This is a genomic window from Mixta theicola, assembly GCF_002895925.1.
In the GTDB taxonomy this organism is placed as follows: Bacteria; Pseudomonadota; Gammaproteobacteria; order Enterobacterales; family Enterobacteriaceae; genus Mixta; species Mixta theicola.
The window spans coordinates 495,784-514,412 of record NZ_NWUO01000001.1; the positions used below are offsets into that span (position 1 = coordinate 495,784).

The window sequence follows — 18,629 nt, forward strand, 5'->3', positions numbered from 1 at the left end:
CATCTGATGTAGACTTGTAAACTAAATCTTTTTATTTTGGTTTACAAGTGATCATGACTTCTGACGATCTCGCCTTCGACCGCGACCATATCTGGCACCCTTACACTTCCATGAGCGAACCGCTGCCCTGCTATCCGGTAGTGGGCGCGCAGGGGGTACATTTGCAGCTGGCCGATGGCCGTCAGTTGGTGGACGGCATGTCCTCGTGGTGGGCGGCGATCCATGGTTATAACCATCCTCGCCTGAATCAGGCGCTGCAAAATCAGCTCGCGCAAATGTCACACGTCATGTTCGGCGGTATTACGCATCCCTCCGCCGTGGCGCTCTGTCGTCGTCTGGTGGCGATGACGCCCGCGCCGCTGGAATGCGTATTTCTGGCGGACTCCGGCTCGGTGGCAGTAGAAGTGGCGATGAAAATGGCGCTGCAGTACTGGCAGGCTCGCGGTGAGAAGCGGCAGCGCTTTCTGACCCTGCGCCGCGGCTATCATGGCGATACGTTCTCCGCGATGTCGGTCTGCGATCCTGACAATTCGATGCATAGCCTGTGGCAGGGTTATCTGCCGACGCATCTGTTCGCGCCAGCGCCGCAGTGCCGCTTTGATGATGAGTGGGACGAGCAGGATATTGCCGAATTTACCGCCCGGATAGCCGCACATGCCGACAGCATCGCCGCCGTGATCCTCGAACCTGTCGTGCAGGGCGCAGGCGGGATGCGTTTTTATCATCCGCGTTATCTGCAGCAGGTGCGTGAACTGTGCGATCGTCATCAGGTACTGCTGATTGCCGATGAGATCGCTACCGGTTTTGGCCGCACCGGCAAGCTGTTCGCCTGTGACCATGCCGGTATCGCCCCCGATATTCTCTGCCTGGGGAAAGCGCTTACCGGCGGCACCATGACGCTTTCCGCCACCCTGACTACGCGCGCGGTGGCGAATACCATCAGCAACGGCGCGGCGGGCTGCTTTATGCATGGGCCCACCTTTATGGGTAATCCGCTGGCCTGCGCCGTTGCCGATGCCAGTCTGGCGCTGCTGCAGGAAGGAAACTGGCAGGCGCAGGTTACGGCTATAGAACAGCAGCTGCGTACGGCGCTGCTGCCGCTGGCGGCCCATCCGCAGGTGGCGGATGTGCGCGTACTGGGCGCTATCGGCGTGATCGAAAGCCGCCAGCCGGTCAATATGGCGGCTATTCAGCGCTTCTTCATTGAGCGCGGCGTTTGGATCCGCCCCTTTGGCAAGCTGATTTATCTGATGCCGCCCTATGTGATTACGCCGGCGCAGCTGAGCCAGCTAACCGAAGCGATTAAGGCGGCGTTGGATCAGGCCGATCTGTTTCTGCCGGGCTAATGCCGCCTTGCCGTCGGGCGCGGGAGCGCGTGATAAACTACGCTTTGAACATCCTCATCAGCTAAGGAACGATTAATGTCACAGCAAAAAGAGCGTAATCGTCGCGTAATCCTGGCCTCGCGCCCACACGGCGCACCGACTACCGCAAACTTTCGTCTCGATACGCAGCCGGTTCCCTCGCCCGGCGAAGGGGAAATGCTTCTGCGGACGGTTTATCTCTCACTTGACCCTTATATGCGCGGTCGCATGAGCGATGCACCTTCCTACGTTGAGCCTTTTGCCGTAGAGGATGTACTGGGCGGCGGCACGGTGGCGATTGTTGAACAGTCACGCCATCCCGACTATCAGCAGGGCGACTGGGTCGTCAGCCAGAGCGGCTGGCAGGATTACGCGCTGTCGGACGGTAGTGGGCTGTTTAAACTGCAGGGAACGGCGTTAAAGCATCCTTCGTGGGCATTAAGCCTGCTGGGAATGACCGGCTTTACCGCCTATATGGGGCTGCTGGATATTGGTAATCCGCAGCCGGGAGAAACCCTGGTGGTGGCCGCCGCAACCGGCGCCGTTGGCTCGGTGGTGGGTCAAATCGCGAAGCTAAAAGGATGCCGCGCGATCGGCATCGCCGGTGGCGAAGAAAAATGCCGCTACGCTATTGAAAAACTGGGCTTCGACCACTGCGTCGATCACCGCCGCGACGATCTGGCGCAGCAGCTGAAGCAGCACTGCCCTGACGGTATCGACATCTATTTTGAAAGCGTCGGCGGTAAAGTATTCAACGCGGTGCTGCCGCTGATGAACAGCAAAGGACGCATCCCGCTGTGCGGCCTGATTGCCGACTATAACAGCGCCGACCTGCCGCAGGGGCAGGATCACTTACCGCTGTTCCAGAGCGCGATTCTGCGTAAACGCCTGCGCGTGCAGGGCTTTATTATCAATCAGGATTACGGCGATCGCTTTGCGGAGTTTTTCCAACAGATGAGCCAGTGGGTGGCGGAGGATCGTCTGGTATTCCGAGAACATATCGTTGATGAACTGGAAAACGCGCCGGAAGCCTTTATCGGTATGCTGGAGGGAAAAAACTTCGGCAAGCTGGTTATCCGGGTCGCAGCAGATCAACCGGGAGAGCAGTAATGAAAATTTTAATGGTATTAACATCCCACGATCGGCTGGGTGAAACCGGCAAAAAAACCGGCTTCTGGCTGGAAGAATTTGCCGCGCCTTATTACATTTTCAAGGATGCCGGCATCAGCGTGGTGCTCGCCTCACCGCAGGGCGGGCAGCCGCCGCTCGATCCGAAAAGCGATGAGCCCGATGCCCAAACGCACGATACCGAACGCTTTCGCCATGATATTGCCGCTCAGCAGGCGCTGGCGAATACGCAACGTCTTGAAACCATTGATGGCAGCAAGTTCGACGCGGTATTTTATCCCGGCGGCCACGGCCCGCTATGGGATTTGGCCGAGGATAAGCACAGTATCGCGCTGATTGAAAATTTGTTTGCCAACGGTAAGCCGGTTGCTGCCGTTTGCCACGCGCCCGGCGTATTACGCCATGTGAAGAAACCAGACGGTACGCCGCTGGTGGCTGGTAAGCGCGTCACCGGCTTTACCAACAGCGAAGAACAGGCGGTCGGGCTGACGAATATTGTGCCTTTCCTGGTGGAGGATGAACTGAAGAAACAGGGTGGCCTGTTTGAACGCACCCAGGACTGGGGCGTCTGGACGGTAACCGATGGTCATCTGATCACCGGCCAGAACCCCGCCTCTTCGACCGCCACCGCAGAAGATTTACTGAAACTGTTGCATCAATAAAAAGGAGAGGCAATGAGGGTTTACAGTCATAACTTTAACGACGGCGAGAAGATGCCGGAGCGCCATGTGTTTAACGGCATGGGTTATCAGGGCGATAATATTTCACCGCATCTTGCCTGGGATGAGGTGCCGGCAGGCGCTAAAAGCTTTGTGGTGACCTGCTACGATCCCGATGCGCCAACCGGTTCCGGCTGGTGGCACTGGGTGGTAGCGAATATTCCCACGAACGTGACGGTGCTGCCGCAGGGCGCGGGCTCCGGCCAGGCTTCTCTGCCTGAAGAGGCGATTCAGACACGTACCGATTTTGGTAAAGCGGGCTACGGCGGTGCGGCCCCGCCGCAGGGCGAGAGTCACCGCTATATCTTTACCGTACATGCGCTGGACGTGGATAAAATCGACGTTGACGAAAACGCCAGCGGCGCGATGGTGGGCTTTAACGTCCATTTCCATCGTCTCGCCAGCGCCTCGATCACCGTGCTGTACAGCTAATCCTCAGCGGGGCGCTACTGCGCCCCGTCGCGTATCGCCCGTATTGCTGCGGGCTTTTTTAATCACGCATCGCCTGTGCATTCAAATCGATACGCGGCATGACCGCAACTGAGCCGTTATAAAAGAACGCTGAGTTTGAAAAGGAATAAATTTTTCCTGTTAACCTGACCATAATATGCTGGCCGATAGCTGTGACCGTTGCATTATTTGTGTTAGTCGTCAGGAATGGTGCCGATTTCTGCAGAACAGGTAACGGGTCCTCTAATTCCCTGTTCAGGTAATATCTGTATACATCATTATCCGTCGCGCCCGCATTATTATATTGGGTGATATAAAGCCAGACCCCATCGGATAATTCTTTCTTGCTGTACAGGCTGTCATCATAGGGTCCGACATCTGAGCGCCATAATAGCCCGCCAATAATTACCACCAGCAACAGAAATAAAGTAAAAATACGATGCGCCCATTTAATAACCGTGTTGGTTTGCATAATCGATCCCTTGTTGTATCCAATACGGGTCTTTGGGATGATGTCGTGTGCCCGGCGGGGCGTGCTACTGCGCCCCGCCTGCTGCCAGGCGGGTGAATTCCGCCTTCGCTTTCTCCATCTGCTGATTAAATTCCGCTTTGGCATGCAGCCTTGCCACCACCGCGGCGGCCATAATGCGCGCCGCATCAATATCGCTTTGCCAGTGATAACCGCAAATTACCCGACTTTCGCCAATCTCCAGCCCGCGCCGCAGAATTTCCTGCTGACGCGCCGGATTGATCTCCGCCAGCACCAGCGCTAAGGCCCAGCCAATTGTGGTATGGCCTGAAGGATAAGACCCCTCGCCCGCCAGCGTTTTTTCATCCTCCTGCCGACAGGTGGGCACGCCGTAGAAAGAGAAAGGCCGGATACGCTGATAATGTTTTTTCGCACTGGCGGTGGCCCAGGTTCCCGCATCCTCTTTCATGGTAACGATCAGACGATAGATTTCAGGCGCCTGTTCTTTACTCAGCGGATAACCAAAGGCCTGCGCAAACAGCAGCGGAATATTTTCCGCTTTAACATTGGCGTCCTGCCAGGCCAGCCTGCCGCGCGGCGTTCTCCGCTGCGCCACGCCCCAGTCATACATCGCTTTATCTCGCAGGAAATCAACGCTGTCATAGGCTGGCGGCAGCGGCAGAATAGCCAGGCTGTCCGGGGCTTCCTGGGCGGTTAAATAGTGTGGAACATTTTCTGCGTTGGCGCCGGTAGAAAATAGCAGGCTGATAAGCAGTAGCGGTGAACCGGCTTTGCGTAAAGTGATCATTATAGCTTCCTTGTTGATTAATCTCCGTCGCTAACACAACGCGCCGGGAAAATAAAAACAACATTGAAAGCGCAATAGATTGATCTAAAGGGGTTTAAATTGCCGCAGCGCAGCCGAAACTGCGATGCGGCTCAAGATTTACAGCGCGTGGATCACTACCCACATCGGCCCTTGTCCGACCGCATAGCGCGCCAGCGGCGTCAGCAGACCCTGCTCGCCGCCGATGCGATAAACTTCGATATGATGCGATTTCTGCCCCGCCGCCACCAGATACTGTCCGCTGTGATCGATATTAAAGCCGCGCGGTTGGGTTTCAGTCGGCTGATGCCCTTCCAGCGTTAACAGGCCGCCATCTTCGCTGACGCTGAAAATGGTCAGCGTGCTGGAAGTGCGATCGCAGGCGTAAAGATGACGGCCATCCGGCGTCAGATGAATATCCGCCGCCCAGCGGGTGCCGGTAAAGTCGGCGGGCTGCATATCCAGGCTCTGTACGCATTCCACTTCGCCGTGGGCGTTGCGCAGCTGCCAGACGTCAACGGTGCTGTTAAGCTCATTCACGCAGTAGGCATACTGCTGATTGGGATGAAACACCATATGACGCGGGCCTGCGCCCTCAACGGTAGTTACCTGCGGCTGCTGATGCGGCGTCAGTTTACCGCTGGCATGCACATCAAACAGGCAGATGCGATCCTGCTTCAGCGCCGGCACGAACAGCGTCTGGTTGTCGCTGCCGATATTCGCCGAATGGCAGCCTTCCAGCCCGTTAATTACCTGGCTCGGCTCCAGCGGCACGCCGTCAGCGCCAATCGGGCTAATGCTGACGCAGGCGTCGTTATACGAGCCGCAGAACAGAAATCTGCCCTGACGGTCGGTCGAGATATGCGTCGGGCTGCCTGGCAGCGAGGCCTGCCCCGCTTCGCTCAGCGTACCGTCATCAGCAATACGATAAGCGATGGTGCGGAACTGCGGACGCACGCCAACGTATAAAAAAGGCTGAGTGGGGTTAACCACCATCGGCTGCACCTGACCGACGACGTCAACCACTTGCAACAGCGTAAGCGCGCCATCCTCATTCATACGCCAGACGTGAATCTGTTGGCTTTCCGGGCTGGCGGTATAAACAACTTGCTTCATGAATTCTCCTTGTCTGATTACCTGTAATTGTTGACCTGTGGCAAAGGGTAGCGCGTTTTACCCAAGCCCGGCGGATTGTTTATGCCGCAGCAGTTTGGCGGCCGGCGTGAAAGTCCTGATTGTTACCGGACGCCACCACTGCGCTATTTATCCTTTTTATCAGGCGCTGGCGTTAGATACACCTGTAATCTGCTGTAACGGCGCCGGTTTGAATAAATGAAGCGTGATTACAAATAATCACTTTGCATCCAACTGATTGATTTATTTGAAATTACCGGCATTTTTCTGAACTATATCAAAGAAGGCGGCACTGTAGAACCATTTTAACCGCTGTAAAAGGCTCTATAGCATCTTCTAAGGGATTGTAGCCTGACAAATAATATGGCTGTACTGAATAAAGGGAAGGGATCGCTTACAACAGGATATTGGGCTGGTTACCTTGTTCGGTTTAAACCCTCGCCCGTACCGGGCGAGGATCTACCTCAGATTTTGTTAAGAACCTGCCGTATAGTAAGACAAGGGATGTTGGATAAGTTTACCTGCCTGAATGCACTTCAATTTTCTGTTTTGCACCGGTTTGCTGACGCATTGTCGCAACCTGTTGCGGCGTCACTTCACTGGCCTGATTGCCCCAGGAATTACGCACAAAATTAAGCATATCTGCTATCTGTCGGTCATCCATTTTCCAGTCAAATGCGGGCATCCCGGCAGCGGTAGGACGATCGGCCGTATGTGCGGCACGCGTGCCATTAAGCATCGCTGAGATCATATTGGTAGGATCATTAAGCATTGATCGGTTACCAGCAAACGCGGGTACCATGCCGTTAATGCCTTCACCCTGCACACCATGACAGGCAGTACAGTTCACTTCAAAACTCAGCGCTGCATTTTTCCTGCGCGTTTCATCCATGGCAAATTTTTGCGGTGCAGGTGTGTCGGAAGCCGGAAGATGCTTAAGATACGCTGCGACAGCCTGCAGATCGTTATCGTTGAAATACTGCATCGAGTGTTCAACCGCTTCTGACATCGGACCCGCTGCGACGCTTTTACCATCAGATCCCGTTTTCAGATATTGCATAATTTGCGCGTTGCTCCAGTCGCCAATGCCTGCATGCGGGTTTGGCGTAATATCTGGCGCATACCAGGCGCCCAACTGACCGCCCTGTAAATACTGACTGTTAATTTCACCGCCCAGCGCGTTACGCGCGGTATGACAAACGCTACAGTGCGCCGGGCCATCGACTAAATACTTACCGCGGTTAATCCGATCAAGCTGAACGCTGCTGATATTTGTCGTTTTCAGGCTTTCCGGCTGGAAGGCGCTATTATCGAAAAACAGCAGATTCCAACCGGCCATTGCCAGACGAATGTTATAGGGGAAATGCATGCCACCGTTTTCGTCGATGTCATTCCTTACCGGCTTCATCGTTGACATATACGCCCATAGATCATGCATATCCCGATCGCTGAGTTTGGCGTAAGCGGTATAAGGCATCGCCGGGTAGAGGAAACCTTTCTCACCACGCCCCATACGCACCGCATTGAAGAAGTCGTGCTCAGTCATATTACCGATGCCGGTTTCACGATCCGGCGTAATATTAGAGGTTTTCAACTCGCCAAAGGGTGTAGAGATTTTGTAACCGCCGGCAAAACTTTGCTCGTGACAGGCCGCACAATCGCTCAACCGCATGACATATTCGCCTCGCTTGATTGCCGCATCATCGGTGCTATGGAAATCCGCCAGTTTGATTTTATTATCGGCAACGTTTGAGCGTGAGCTGTCCATCACCATCCATAATTTACCGGAGACACCGATCCCCGCCAGCACGGCTAGCGCCGCCAGGCTGTAGCTGATTTTCTTTTTTGTCATCATGGTTAGGCCTTTACCAGCGGAGCAGGATTTTTGATATAGGTCTGATGAATTGCCTGAGCGGCCCGAACAGCGAGTGCCCCAACGGTTATTGTCGGGTTATAACCCCCGTTGTTCGGAAATGCCGACGCCCCCACTACAAAGACGTTGTGCACATCCCAGCTTTGCAAATAAGTATTCACCGCAGAGGTAGTGGGATCCGCCCCCATCACTGCGCCACCAATGGTGTGCGAGCTTTCCTGCAGGTATGGGTTCCAACTCGCGTCCGTCTGGCGTTCAAAAATGGTTGCAGCAGGACCGGCTTCCTTCATGATGGCTTTGGCTTTATCCGTCACGTAATTCACCATCCTGATGTCGTTTTTGTTCCAGTCGAAGGTCACGCGCAATAACGGTTGTCCATGACGATCTTTGTAGACAGGATCGAGATCGAGATAGGCACCCCGTACCGGCATCGATGTTCCCTGACAGAAAATAGTTGCAGCAGTTTGATAATCACGTGCATAGCCCGATTTCCATTCGCTGCCCCAGCGTTTGGTTCCTTCTCGCAGAGCGTTCATATGCTGGATCGGGCGGCCATCCGTGTTGTATGCCATGATCCCAGCGCCACCGATAAAGTCGAGCTGGCTGTGATCGAAATTGTCGCCGTTAAAATCATCAATCTGTACCGCCAGCGCCCCGCCGCCAATAAACGGATTCATAAACTCACCATCGAAGAAGCCTGTAACAGAGGAGCAACTTTGATAGTTATAGTTACGGCCAATAGTGCCGCGGCCAGTCTCAGGACTGTAAGGTTCGCCAATTTTGGACAGCAGCATCATGCGCACATTGTCCATCTGGTAGGCGGTGATACACACCACATCCGCCGGCTGGAAACCTTCTACGCCCTCTTTAGTAATAAAGCGCACGCCTTTAGCGGTTTTACCGTCATCATGCTTCATCACCTGTAAAACTTCGGTTTCGGTCAACAGGGTGAAATTAGGGCGGCGCATTAATACCGGCAGAATACAGGCCTGAGGTGAGGACTTACTGAAGTTGCCACAGCCGTGAAAGTCACAAAATCCGCAATAAGTACAGGGTCCCATCGTCACGCCCAACGGGTTGACATAAGATTGGGACAGATTACCCGCAGGAATGGTGAAAGGATGGTAGCCCATGCTTTGCGTGGTAGTGCGATATTTGCGTAACCAGTGGGTGTCTTTCAGTGGCGGCGTTGGATAATCGCGGGTACGCGGCCCTTCAAACACATTACCGTTGGGTTGCAATTTGCCATTGAGATTGCCCGCAATACCGGAAGTTCCGGCAATACGTTCAAAGCGATCGTAATAGGGTTCCATTTCGGCATAAGTCACCCCCCAGTCCTGCAGTTGCAGGTCCTTCATCTTAGCTGCACCGTAACGTTCCCGGGTTTGAGTTGCCACTTCGAAATCCCACGGAGAAAATCGCCATGACATGCCCGCCCAGTGCGTACCCGCGCCGCCGACGTTCCAGCCAAACTGATAGGCAGACCAGTTACGAACCGGCGCGGCATCCTGGCTGGTATTGTTGCGAAAAGTCGTGGTTTCAACGCTCATCGGCTGCAACAGTTGGCGGCGTGTATGCCAGCGCAGCTCATCCGGATCAACCGCCACCGGGAAGTCAGTGGACGTATCGCGCCATGCACCACGCTCAATCGCGACCACATTAAGTCCGGCGCGCGTTAACTCTTCTGCCATGACCGATCCGGCCCAGCCTAATCCGACAATGACGACATCGGTTTTATTTCTTATTTGTGACATTAACTCAGCTCCGACAATCAATCTTTTGGAATAAGGCTGACAGGAATTAATTGTAAATTTTCACCGCGACGATCAACGTACTGACGGTAGTCATAGCGAGCGCCTGGAAAACCAATCATTTTCCAGCCAGCCATCGTTTTATTGCCGCCATAAAGTGGGTCAGCAAGATAGCTTTCGCGCACGTTCTGCAGCATCAGTTCAAAAAAGGCCTTGCTGTTAACCTCTGCGCCAAGATTGATCTTTCCGGCTTCCATCGCGGTTAAAAAAGCGTCAATTCCTGCATCGCTGAGGGTGAAAAACGAAGCGTGGTGATTTTTTTGTGACCAGGCTTCTAACGCTTTTAAACCGGTGATGTAACGCTCACGCGGTGAGGTTAAAAACTGCGGGCTGCCCATCAACTTTTCTTCATTTTCAGGATGTAATGGCCCATCAAGATACAGTGCTGCGCCCGATCCATAATCCCCGGCTAACTGGTCATCTATGAATTCAATTGCGCCTTCTTCACTGGCAGAAGGGCCGTGACCGTCTGCTGGAATTAGACGATCAAAAATAGCCGTCAAATTTTTACGATCGGTTTCATCAGTCAATACACGATATCCCCCTTGCAATGCCGGAACGGGCAGCGCATCGGGTGTTAACCGGGTATCAATCGGAACGTTATGCAGCTCTTTAGCGTTCAGCTTCGGTGCCACCGTTAACGTTGCAACCAGTGAACTAATAGAAAAGATCGCTTCTCTTCGGTTCATATCTCTTTCCTTTAATAGCACGATATTTATTGCCACCGATTCCGGCTCTCGGAAAACAGGCAATAGAAATCCAACCCTGTTTAAAACAAGGTAAATTGTTGCCTTAAAGAGGCATTGATGTTATTAGCGACGAAAGTCATCGACTCTTAAATATATAAAAGTTACGAAACGTTATGTCGCTTAAGGGTAAAAAATGAATTAGCTTGTCGGCATGATATTTGACATGGCAATCCCTAACGTGTTGTTAAATCCAAAAGGTAAGATATTTATTATTATTAACAATGCTTCCAGTAATTAACTACTTCGTAATAGTAACGCGATTAAATTACTATCCAGTCTGCCTATTTACCGCAGACTGGATAGTATTAACGCTTAATATGGCTGCCGCGTAATACTAATTTACCGCTTCGCCATTCTGCTTCATCTACGCTATCCCCACCAGTAAGACGATTAATAGCCTCGCTAACCAGTTTTTCGGTCTGCTGATCGTAAGTCGTCAAATCCCAGACCGGAGAATCGGCTTCATCTATGCCATCAAATCCAACGATAGCAATGCTTTTTATGTCGCCTGATTCGTAGAGCGCTTCCAGCACGCCAATAGCCAGAACATCGTTTTCGCAAAACATTGCGTCAATGCGCTGTTCCGGAGGCGTTTCATTCAGATACCTCTTCATCATCAGATAGGCGGCTTTACGTTCATATTTGCCCGTCATCAACATGAGATCGATTTTAAGATTTTCTAATGAAAGTTCATGCTGATAACCATCCATACGTAATAAATGGCTTGAATCGGTATCGGGGCCCTTCATATAGCCAAAACGACGATAACCCTGCGCGATTAACAACTGGCCAATTTCACGCCCAGCCTGGAAGCCATCAATATTGATATTCTCAATATTCCGCTTTCCTTCACTGTTTCGGCATATTTGAATCAGCGGAACGGAGTGAACGCTGTGCGCGATTTCAAACAGCTCGTTGCTGAGGGTATTGGCAAAGAACAAGATGCCATCAACTTGCAATTGATCGGCCATTTCCATCACCGACTGATAGTTGTCACCCGTGGTGATATTCAGTATCAATGCCAGATAGCCTTTGGATTGAAGCTGTTTAGTGACGGCATCCAGAATTCTCATCGCATGAGGATTTTTCAACTCATCAATGGCGATAGCAATGATATGCGTATTTCGTTTAGTCAAACTACGTGCCAGCAAATTGGGGCGATAGCCTAACTCGGCGGCTATGGCCATGATTCTCTCTTTAGTATCCGGAGCGACATAGGCTCCAGGCGTAAATGCTCTCGAGACCGTCCATTTCGATACACCCGCCAGTTTTGCAACTGCAGTTGCATTAGCTTTGGGTTGCTTTTGAGGTTTCTTTTCAGTTGTCATACATTCACTTAAGGGTATTTACATCTCATGCCCATATTGGACGTCAAACTGGTACGAAAAGAAACGCTTAAAGTACGATCCCGCAACTAACCCATCTTTTTTATGAATTAACCAGCTCTTTTAAGAAAAAGTTTTAACGCATTGTTGGGATTATGTTAATTCAGCGCTGCGTTTGCAAATAGTTTCTGCACCTGGGTGCACATAAGATCAAAAAAATCGATGTTATTTTATGAATTACGCTATTTTTCAAAAGGTTGGAATAGTTTTGCCTTTAGTGTTTTTGACTAAAAAATAGCTTCTTATCGCGCGCCGATTGCCCTGCTCCCCGGTGATTAATACCGCGCGATGTTAGTCATCTCTTCATCAGCAACGTGTGGGCTTTCCCTGAAGAAGCGTTTTTCCGCCGAACAGATCATCAATATTCTCCGCGAGGCCGAACCGAAGCCGCTGTTTCTGCCAGGAAGCTGTGATCAAGCCCGGCGGATTGTTTATGCCGCAGCAGTTTGGTGGCGGGCTCCGCAGGGTGTAACATCGCTGCTTTATTAATAATAACTGACGGAATTAACCATGAGCTATCGCGTGATTGCCCTCGACCTTGATGGTACGCTGCTGACGCCGCGTAAAACTATTCTTCCTGAATCGCTGGCCGCCCTTGCCGAAGCCCAACGGGCCGGCGTGAAAGTCCTGATTGTCACCGGACGCCATCACTGCGCTATTCATCCTTTTTATCAGGCGTTGGCGTTAGATACACCGGCGATCTGCTGTAACGGCGCCTATTTATATGATTATCAAGCGCAAAAGGTATTAGCGGCCGATCCGCTGGCTAAGCCGCAGGCGCTGAAAATAATTGAAATGCTCGATCAGCAGGCGATTCACGGCCTGCTGTACGTTGATGACGCCATGCTGTATCAGACGCTTACCGGCCATGTCGAGCGCACCCTGCTGTGGGCGGAATCGCTGCCGCCGCAGCAGCGTCCGCTCTTTTTGCAGGTGCCGGATTTGGCCGCCGCCGCGCAGGATGCCCAGGCAATCTGGAAGTTCGCCCTCTCCCATCCTGATACGCGCGCGCTGCAGCAGTTTGCCGAAAGCGTTGAGCAGGAGCTGGGGCTGGCGTGCGAATGGTCGTGGCACGATCAGGTGGATATTGCCCAGGCGGGCAACAGTAAAGGCAAGCGTCTGGCGCAGTGGGTTGCTGCACAGGGGCTGGAGATGAAAGAGGTACTGGCGTTTGGTGATAACTATAACGATCTCAGCATGCTGGAAACGGTTGGGCTGGGCGTAGCGATGGGCAACGCCGATGAGGCGATCAAAGCGCGGGCCGGACGGGTTATCGGCACTAACCTGGAACCGGGAATTGCGGAAACTATCCGTCGCGAAGTGCTGTAGCCTCCGACGACCCTGCCGCGCCAGGTTTTTAGCGGAGCCGTGTTTGCTTCCCGGTTCCGTCTCTTTCAGGGCGTAATGGAAACGCTTTTAATCTGGGCGTACAGCCACATGCCCGGCTTGATCGCCAGCTCATCGCGCGCCCACGGCGTTATGCGCGCCCACAGTTCGCTGGAACCGATGCGCAGCTTAACTTCTGTCTGCTGATTATCCACCTCAATCAGCTCGCTGACCTGCGCGGGCAGCACGTTACGGATGGTGCTGTTAAGCGGCGGCTGCAGTATTAACGACACATCCGACGACTGAATGCGAATACGCAGCACCGTTTTAATCGGCGCCTCCACCCGGCTAACCCAGATATGCTGATCGCCAAGCGATAGCGCGGTCATCGCATAATCAGGATGCTGCTCCAGCACCTGTACGCGCAGCACGCTGCTCTGTTCGCTACGCGGCAGCCACGGGCGCAGCGCGCTGCCGTTCCAGACCTCTTCCAGCGTCCCGGTCGCCTTAACCTGACCGTTATCTAATATCAGCACCCGATCGGCCAGCTGTAAGATTTCGTCGAGGCTGTGCGATACGTAAAGCAGCGGAATATCCACCTGCTTTGCCAGCTTCTGCAGGTAGGGCAACAGCTCGCGCTTGCGTAGCAGATCCAGTGCCGCCAGCGGCTCATCCATCAGCAGGATGTCGGGCGCGGTCAGCAACGCGCGGCCAATCGCTACCCGCTGCTTTTCACCGCCGGAAAGCGACCAGGGAAAACGATCCAGCAGCTCGCCAATACCCAACAAGTTGACCAGCGCATCAAACTGCGCCTGGCGGCTTTTCGCCATACCGTAGCGCAGGTTGCCGCGCACCCGATAATGCGGAAAGAGACGCGCCTCCTGAAAAACGTAGCCGACGCGTCGTTTTTCCGGCGGCAGCCAGGTCGCCTGTTCCGCATCGCTCAGCGTCCGTCCGTTCAGGCGGATATAACCCTGCTGCGGCGCAGCCAGCCCGGCAATCGCGTTGATTAACGACGTTTTCCCCGCGCCGGATACGCCGAAAATAGCGGTAATGCCGTTGGCGGGCAGCTGCGTATCAATCTGCAGCGAGCTGTCGCCCTGCTGCAGCGTAAAGTTAAGTTCCAGCATCAGCCCCCCAGACGCTTACGGCCCCAGCGAGCCAGCCATTCCGATAGCAGTAATGAAAGCAATGCCAGTATGATAGCGATCAGGCAGAGCCTGGCGGCATTCACTTCGGCGCCCGGCGTTTCCAGCAGGGTAAACATCGCCAACGGAATGGTGCGGGTTTCGCCGGGAATATTGGATACAAAGGTGATAGTGGCGCCAAACTCGCCGAGCGAGCGGGCAAAGGCCAGCACGGTGCCGGCGATCAGGCCAGGCAGCGTAAGCGGTAGCGTAATGGTAAAAAAGACGCGCCAGCGCCCTGCTCCCAGCGTACGCGCCGCCTGCTCCAGCTTCGGATCAACCGCCTCCAGCGCCAGGCGAATGGCGCGCACCATCAGCGGCAGCGCCACCACGGCGGCGGCTAACGCCGCGCCGCGCCAGCTAAAAGCAAAGCTGATGCCGAACCAGTCATACAGCCATGCGCCCAGCCAGCCGCGCCGTCCGAACGACAGCAACAGCAGATAACCCACCACCACCGGCGGCAGCACCAGCGGCAGATGGATCAGGCTGTCCAGCAGCGCCTTGCCGCGAAACTGACAGCGCGCCAGTAGCCAGGCGAGAAAGATGCCAAAAGGCAGGCTGAACAACACAGCAATGGCCGAAACTTTCAGACTGAGCTCAACAGCCTGCCATTCAACATCACTCAATATCATTAGCGTGGGGTAAATCCATATTTTTTAAATATTGCTGCCGCCTCAGGCCCTTTGAGGTAGTCATAAAACGCGCTGACGGCAGGATGACGATGATCTTTAACGATGGCCATCGGATATTCCACCGGCTTATGGCTGTTTTCCGGGAAATGCCCCACGACGGTGACCTTATGGCTGGCAACCGCATCGGAGCCGTAAACAATCCCGTAAGGCGTTTCGTTACGCTCCACCAGCGCCAGCGCGGCGCGTACATTGTTCGCGCGGGCCATAACCGGCGACAGCGTATCCCAGGCACCCAAATTTTGTAAGGCCTCTTTAGCATAAATACCGGCCGGAACATGATCCGGATCGCCGGTAGCAATACGCTGACCTTTCAACAGGCTTTTCCAGTCGGTATTTTTATCAATCGTGACCGCTTTCGCCTGCGCGTCGGCGGGGGCGATCAGCACCAGGTCGTTGCCCAGCAGCGTATAGCGCGAGTCGCCTTCGATGCTGTTTTTCTGCGCGGCGTAATCCATCCATTGCTGATCGGCGGAAATAAACAGATCGGCCGGTGCGCCCTGCTCTATCTGACGCGCCAGCGTTGAAGAAGAGGCGTAGGAGGCGACGACTTTAATCTCATGTTTATTTTTTTCATACTGGCTGACAATATCCTGCAGCGCATTGGTCAGCGACGCGGCAGCAAACACCGTGATATTTTCCGCGGCAACGGCGTGCCCCGATACGCTCAGGCTGATAGCGGCAGCGCCCAGCCAGTGACTCCATTTAACAGCAGACATAGCATTTCTCCAGGTTACGTTATGTAGCACATACTATAACGAGACGGGAAGGCGTGTCATACGTTTGATCAAAGGAGGAGCGGCGGGCCAATAAACAGCAGGGCCGACATGTTATCGGCCCTGTTGAAAGAAGAGAATAGCGCGGTGAGCCTACTGGCGATGTTTTGCCGGCTGGTCATTACGATGACCGAATTTTGAAATGACGTTGAAAACTTCGCCCAGGCCATAGATCAGGCCAAGAATAATCGCCATTACGATCGGCACCATGATCACGGCGACAGCAAGGCTTTTTAATAACTCCAGCATAGTTGCCTCGTTTATTACGGTAAAAAAACCATTTTAATCAGCGTGACGGAAAACGCACTGCTATTTTGTGCGCTTTACCTTTCCTTAAGCTACACGCTTAACGCCGTGACACCTTCTGCCGCCTCTTTTACAATCGGTTAATTGCCACTCTCTGGGGTTTAACATGCAGGCTGATATTTCTCTGATTATTCGATTACAGCAGAAGCTGTTCGCCGATCCGCGCCGGATTGCGCTATTGCAGCAGATTAAACACACCGGCTCTATTAGCCAGGGCGCCAAACTGGCCGGCATCAGCTACAAGAGCGCATGGGATGCAATTAATGAGATGAATCAGCTGGCGGAGCGCACGCTGGTGGAGCGCGCCACGGGCGGCAAAGGCGGCGGCGGCGCGCAGCTTACGCGCTACGGCGAGCGTTTAATTGAGCTGTTCCGCCTGCTGGAGCAGATCCAGCAAAAGGCCTTTGACGTTCTGCAGGATGACCAGCTGCCGCTGGATAGTCTGCTGGCGGCGATCGCCCGCTTTTCGCTGCAAACCAGCGCGCGTAATCAGCTGTTTGGCACATTAGTCAATCGCGATGCGGAGCCGGTTCAGCAGCACGTTGAGGTACTATTGGCCGATCGCCAGACGCGTCTGAAAGCCGCCCTGACCCGTCAGAGCGCGGATCGCCTGCAGCTTAGCGCCGGTAAGGAAGTGCTGCTGTTAATCAAGGCGCCGTGGGTTGAAGTGAGCCGTGCGCCCTCCGATGCGGATAATCAGCTGCCCTGCACCATCAGCGCCGTTGAACGCGGCGAGCAACAGAGCGAAGTGCTGATGCGTCTGGCGAGCGGCGAAACGCTGTGCGCCACGCTCAGCAATCAGCAGGTCGCGCAGCAAGATCTACAGCCAGGCGCGGCGGTGCTAGCACATTTCAATGCCGATCGGTGATTATCGCGACGCTGCTCTGAATCCGTCCCTGTTATTTGACAAGCTTTCAGCCAGCCATTAAAAATCCTTTTCACGCTGCAAAAAACGGAATGAAAAATGGCTACGTTGCAAATTTCGCAAGGCACGTTTCGTCTTAGCGATACCCGAATACTGTCCCTTAATGATTTAACGCTGCACAGCGGAGAAAGCTGGGCCTTTGTCGGCGCTAACGGCAGCGGTAAATCTTCGCTGGCGCGCGCGTTGACGGGTGAACTGCCGCCGCTGCAGGGGCGATTTTCCAGCGACTTTGTCCGCCCGACGCGTCTGTCACTGGAGAAGCTGCAAAAGCTGGTGGAGGAAGAGTGGCAGCGTAACAATACCGATCTGCTGAGCGAAGGCGAAGATGATACGGGCCGCACGGCGGCGCAGATGATTCAGGAAGAGGTAAAAGATGAGGCCCGTTGCCGCCAGCTGGCGCAGCTGTTCGGCATTGAATACCTGCTTGAACGCCGCTTTAAATATCTTTCCACCGGCGAAACGCGCAAAACGTTACTCTGTCAGGCGCTGATGGCGCAGCCGGATCTGCTGGTGCTGGACGAACCTTTCGATGGGCTGGATGTGGCCTCGCGCGCCAGCCTTGCGGCGCTGCTTGAGGAGCTGCATCAGCAGGGTTATACCCTGGCACTGGTATTAAACCGCTTTGACGATATTCCCGCTTTTATTGAACGCACCGGCGTACTGGCGGAGTGTAATCTGACCCACGTCGGCGCGCGCGAAGCGGTATTGGCAGAAGCGCTGGTGGCGCAGCTGGCGCACAGCGAACAGCTGGCGGGAATGGCGGTGCCAGAGGCGGATAATCCCGCCCAGCTGCCAAAGACTGCGCCTGATGAGCCGCGCATCGTGCTGAAAAACGGCGTGGTCAGCTATAACGATCGGCCGGTTTTACACGGGCTGAACTGGGAGGTTAAACCGGGCGAGCACTGGCAAATCGTCGGGCCGAACGGCGCGGGTAAATCGACCTTGCTGAGCCTGGTAACCGGCGATCATCCGCAGGGTTACAGCAACGATTTAACCCTGTTTGGCCGTCGGCGCGGCAGCGGCGAAACCATCTGGGATATTAAGCAGCATATTGGCTATGTCAGCAGCAGCCTGCACCTGGACTATCGCGTTGCCATTAGCGTGCGCAACGTGATTCTTTCCGGTTATTTTGATTCTATCGGTTTGTATCAGGCGGTTTCCGATCGGCAACGCAAGCTGGCCGACGGCTGGCTGGCGCTGCTGGGTATGGCGACGCAGGGCGATATGCCCTTCCACAGCCTGTCGTGGGGGCAACAGCGACTGGTGCTGATTGCGCGGGCGCTGGTAAAACATCCAACGCTGTTGATTCTGGATGAGCCGCTGCAGGGGCTGGACCCGATCAACCGCCAGCTGGTGCGGCGCTTCGTTGATGTGCTGATTGCCGAAGGCGAGACGCAGCTGCTGTTTGTTTCGCATCATGCCGAGGATGCGCCGCAATGCATTACTCACCGTTTGAGCTTTGTCCCACACGACAATCGTTACCGCTATGATATTGCAGCGCTGAACTGATGT

General features: G+C 54.1%; 17 protein-coding genes and 2 pseudogenes. 8 read left to right on the top strand and 11 right to left on the bottom strand.

Translation table 11 applies throughout. From position 1 onward, the window contains the following. Positions 1 to 53 precede the first annotated feature (53 nt). From bioA to COO59_RS02320, 4 genes are all read left to right on the top strand, one after another. The gene (bioA, locus tag COO59_RS02305) at positions 54 to 1,346 is read left to right on the top strand and encodes an adenosylmethionine--8-amino-7-oxononanoate transaminase (protein ID WP_103058207.1); all 1,293 of its coding nucleotides are present in this window, start codon (positions 54 to 56) and stop codon (positions 1,344 to 1,346) included. Between the two features lie 75 nt (positions 1,347 to 1,421). Continuing rightward, positions 1,422 to 2,474: an NADP-dependent oxidoreductase gene (locus COO59_RS02310; RefSeq protein WP_103058208.1), complete on the top strand. Its 1,053-nt coding sequence runs from the start codon at positions 1,422 to 1,424 to the stop codon at positions 2,472 to 2,474. Further along, complete coding sequence (locus tag COO59_RS02315) at positions 2,474 to 3,154, top strand: type 1 glutamine amidotransferase domain-containing protein (RefSeq protein WP_103058209.1); 681 nt, start codon at positions 2,474 to 2,476, stop codon at positions 3,152 to 3,154. Before COO59_RS02310 ends, COO59_RS02315 begins: the two co-directional genes overlap by 1 nt. A gap of 12 nt (positions 3,155 to 3,166) precedes the next feature. Then, the gene (locus COO59_RS02320; protein ID WP_103058210.1) at positions 3,167 to 3,643 is read left to right on the top strand and encodes a kinase inhibitor; all 477 of its coding nucleotides are present in this window, start codon (positions 3,167 to 3,169) and stop codon (positions 3,641 to 3,643) included. 58 nt (positions 3,644 to 3,701) lie between these two features. Here the strand turns inward: COO59_RS02320 and COO59_RS02325 are convergent, their stop codons facing one another. The 3 genes from COO59_RS02325 to pgl form a co-directional block, all read right to left on the bottom strand. Then, positions 3,702 to 4,133: a hypothetical protein gene (locus tag COO59_RS02325; RefSeq protein WP_103058211.1), complete on the bottom strand. Its 432-nt coding sequence runs from the start codon at positions 4,131 to 4,133 to the stop codon at positions 3,702 to 3,704. A gap of 64 nt (positions 4,134 to 4,197) precedes the next feature. Beyond that, positions 4,198 to 4,938, bottom strand: coding sequence for an acid phosphatase (locus tag COO59_RS02330; protein ID WP_103058212.1), 741 nt, complete (start codon positions 4,936 to 4,938; stop codon positions 4,198 to 4,200). Positions 4,939 to 5,076: 138 nt separating this feature from the next. Next, positions 5,077 to 6,072, bottom strand: a complete 996-nt coding sequence (gene pgl, locus COO59_RS02335) for a 6-phosphogluconolactonase (protein ID WP_103058213.1) — start codon at positions 6,070 to 6,072, stop codon at positions 5,077 to 5,079. A gap of 97 nt (positions 6,073 to 6,169) precedes the next feature. Between pgl and COO59_RS02340 the strand changes: the two are divergent. Further along, positions 6,170 to 6,283: pseudogene (locus tag COO59_RS02340) on the top strand (HAD hydrolase family protein); the annotation flags it as partial. A 324-nt stretch (positions 6,284 to 6,607) separates the two neighbouring features. Here COO59_RS02340 and COO59_RS02345 read toward each other — a convergent pair. From COO59_RS02345 to COO59_RS02360, 4 genes are all read right to left on the bottom strand, one after another. Next, a complete protein-coding gene (locus COO59_RS02345; RefSeq protein ID WP_103058214.1) occupies positions 6,608 to 7,945 on the bottom strand; it encodes a c-type cytochrome in 1,338 nt (445 codons plus the stop codon). A 2-nt stretch (positions 7,946 to 7,947) separates the two neighbouring features. Next, complete coding sequence (locus COO59_RS02350) at positions 7,948 to 9,717, bottom strand: GMC family oxidoreductase (protein ID WP_103058215.1); 1,770 nt, start codon at positions 9,715 to 9,717, stop codon at positions 7,948 to 7,950. A gap of 17 nt (positions 9,718 to 9,734) precedes the next feature. Then, positions 9,735 to 10,463: a gluconate 2-dehydrogenase subunit 3 family protein gene (locus COO59_RS02355; protein ID WP_103058216.1), complete on the bottom strand. Its 729-nt coding sequence runs from the start codon at positions 10,461 to 10,463 to the stop codon at positions 9,735 to 9,737. Between the two features lie 365 nt (positions 10,464 to 10,828). After that, positions 10,829 to 11,851, bottom strand: coding sequence for a LacI family DNA-binding transcriptional regulator (locus COO59_RS02360; protein ID WP_103058217.1), 1,023 nt, complete (start codon positions 11,849 to 11,851; stop codon positions 10,829 to 10,831). A gap of 567 nt (positions 11,852 to 12,418) precedes the next feature. Between COO59_RS02360 and COO59_RS02365 the strand changes: the two genes are divergently transcribed. After that, a complete protein-coding gene (locus COO59_RS02365) occupies positions 12,419 to 13,237 on the top strand; it encodes a pyridoxal phosphatase (RefSeq protein WP_103058218.1) in 819 nt (272 codons plus the stop codon). Positions 13,238 to 13,302: 65 nt separating this feature from the next. Here COO59_RS02365 and modC read toward each other — a convergent pair whose 3' ends face one another. The 4 genes from modC to COO59_RS02385 all read right to left on the bottom strand — a co-directional run bounded on the left by modC (position 13,303) and on the right by COO59_RS02385 (position 16,135). Next, positions 13,303 to 14,364, bottom strand: coding sequence for a molybdenum ABC transporter ATP-binding protein ModC (gene modC / locus COO59_RS02370; RefSeq protein ID WP_103058219.1), 1,062 nt, complete (start codon positions 14,362 to 14,364; stop codon positions 13,303 to 13,305). Continuing rightward, positions 14,364 to 15,053, bottom strand: a complete 690-nt coding sequence (modB, locus tag COO59_RS02375) for a molybdate ABC transporter permease subunit (RefSeq protein WP_103058220.1) — start codon at positions 15,051 to 15,053, stop codon at positions 14,364 to 14,366. The genes modC and modB overlap by 1 nt, the downstream gene beginning before the upstream one ends. Beyond that, entirely contained in the window at positions 15,053 to 15,829 is a 777-nt protein-coding gene (modA, locus tag COO59_RS02380) for a molybdate ABC transporter substrate-binding protein (protein ID WP_103058221.1), read from the bottom strand. Before modA ends, modB begins: the two co-directional genes overlap by 1 nt. A gap of 150 nt (positions 15,830 to 15,979) precedes the next feature. After that, complete coding sequence (locus COO59_RS02385) at positions 15,980 to 16,135, bottom strand: AcrZ family multidrug efflux pump-associated protein (RefSeq protein WP_085067555.1); 156 nt, start codon at positions 16,133 to 16,135, stop codon at positions 15,980 to 15,982. A gap of 163 nt (positions 16,136 to 16,298) precedes the next feature. On the opposite strand from COO59_RS02385, the pseudogene modE reads away from it, so the two are divergent. Next, positions 16,299 to 17,080: pseudogene (modE, locus tag COO59_RS02390) on the top strand (molybdenum-dependent transcriptional regulator). A gap of 76 nt (positions 17,081 to 17,156) precedes the next feature. Further along, positions 17,157 to 18,626, top strand: a complete 1,470-nt coding sequence (gene modF, locus COO59_RS02395) for a molybdate ABC transporter ATP-binding protein ModF (RefSeq protein ID WP_103058223.1) — start codon at positions 17,157 to 17,159, stop codon at positions 18,624 to 18,626. Positions 18,627 to 18,629 lie beyond the last annotated feature (3 nt).

Coding starts and splice junctions, on each gene's coding strand:
- COO59_RS02350 (WP_103058215.1), bottom strand. CDS start 9,717: ATGTCACAAATAAGAAATAAAACCGATGTCGTCATTGTCGGATTAGGC.
- COO59_RS02330 (WP_103058212.1), bottom strand. CDS start 4,938: ATGATCACTTTACGCAAAGCCGGTTCACCGCTACTGCTTATCAGCCTG.
- bioA (WP_103058207.1), top strand. CDS start 54: ATGACTTCTGACGATCTCGCCTTCGACCGCGACCATATCTGGCACCCT.
- modF (WP_103058223.1), top strand. CDS start 17,157: ATGGCTACGTTGCAAATTTCGCAAGGCACGTTTCGTCTTAGCGATACC.
- COO59_RS02355 (WP_103058216.1), bottom strand. CDS start 10,463: ATGAACCGAAGAGAAGCGATCTTTTCTATTAGTTCACTGGTTGCAACG.
- modC (WP_103058219.1), bottom strand. CDS start 14,364: ATGCTGGAACTTAACTTTACGCTGCAGCAGGGCGACAGCTCGCTGCAG.
- COO59_RS02315 (WP_103058209.1), top strand. CDS start 2,474: ATGAAAATTTTAATGGTATTAACATCCCACGATCGGCTGGGTGAAACC.
- COO59_RS02325 (WP_103058211.1), bottom strand. CDS start 4,133: ATGCAAACCAACACGGTTATTAAATGGGCGCATCGTATTTTTACTTTA.
- modA (WP_103058221.1), bottom strand. CDS start 15,829: ATGTCTGCTGTTAAATGGAGTCACTGGCTGGGCGCTGCCGCTATCAGC.
- COO59_RS02365 (WP_103058218.1), top strand. CDS start 12,419: ATGAGCTATCGCGTGATTGCCCTCGACCTTGATGGTACGCTGCTGACG.
- COO59_RS02360 (WP_103058217.1), bottom strand. CDS start 11,851: ATGACAACTGAAAAGAAACCTCAAAAGCAACCCAAAGCTAATGCAACT.
- COO59_RS02345 (WP_103058214.1), bottom strand. CDS start 7,945: ATGATGACAAAAAAGAAAATCAGCTACAGCCTGGCGGCGCTAGCCGTG.
- COO59_RS02320 (WP_103058210.1), top strand. CDS start 3,167: ATGAGGGTTTACAGTCATAACTTTAACGACGGCGAGAAGATGCCGGAG.
- pgl (WP_103058213.1), bottom strand. CDS start 6,072: ATGAAGCAAGTTGTTTATACCGCCAGCCCGGAAAGCCAACAGATTCAC.
- modB (WP_103058220.1), bottom strand. CDS start 15,053: ATGATATTGAGTGATGTTGAATGGCAGGCTGTTGAGCTCAGTCTGAAA.
- COO59_RS02310 (WP_103058208.1), top strand. CDS start 1,422: ATGTCACAGCAAAAAGAGCGTAATCGTCGCGTAATCCTGGCCTCGCGC.
- COO59_RS02385 (WP_085067555.1), bottom strand. CDS start 16,135: ATGCTGGAGTTATTAAAAAGCCTTGCTGTCGCCGTGATCATGGTGCCG.